This window comes from Burkholderia sp. A9 (assembly GCF_000801975.1).
Window position 1 is genome coordinate 1 of record NZ_JSZN01000045.1, and the last position, 393, is coordinate 393.

Below are 393 nucleotides of genomic sequence, written 5' to 3' on the forward strand. Positions count from 1 at the left end.
CGCGAACGCCGCCTTCATGTCGGCCACACGACGCCGCTCGCGCGCGATCATCATCTGGTTCACGACGATCACGCCGATCGTCACCGCGGTGATGAACAGCGTCGCCAGCGCATTCATCTCCGGGTTCAGCCCGAGCCGCACGCGCGAGAACACCACCAGCGGCAGCGTCGTCGAGCCCGGCCCCGACAGGAACGCCGACAGCACCAGGTCGTCGATCGACAGCGTGAACGACAGCAGCCACCCCGACAGCAGCGCCTGCGAGATCAGCGGCAGCGTCACCACGAAGAACACCTTCAGCGGCGTTGCGCCCAGATCCAGCGCCGCCTCCTCCAGCGACTTGTTCATCTCCTTCACGCGCGACTGCACGATGATCGCCACGTACGACACGCACAG

The 393-nt window shown here is 66.2% G+C and carries 1 protein-coding gene; it reads right to left on the reverse strand.

Going from position 1 to position 393, the window contains the following annotated elements:
- Nucleotides 1-393, reverse strand: a 393-nt coding sequence (locus PI86_RS15135) for an ABC transporter permease subunit (RefSeq protein WP_039324090.1), incomplete at both ends; no start/stop codon positions are given.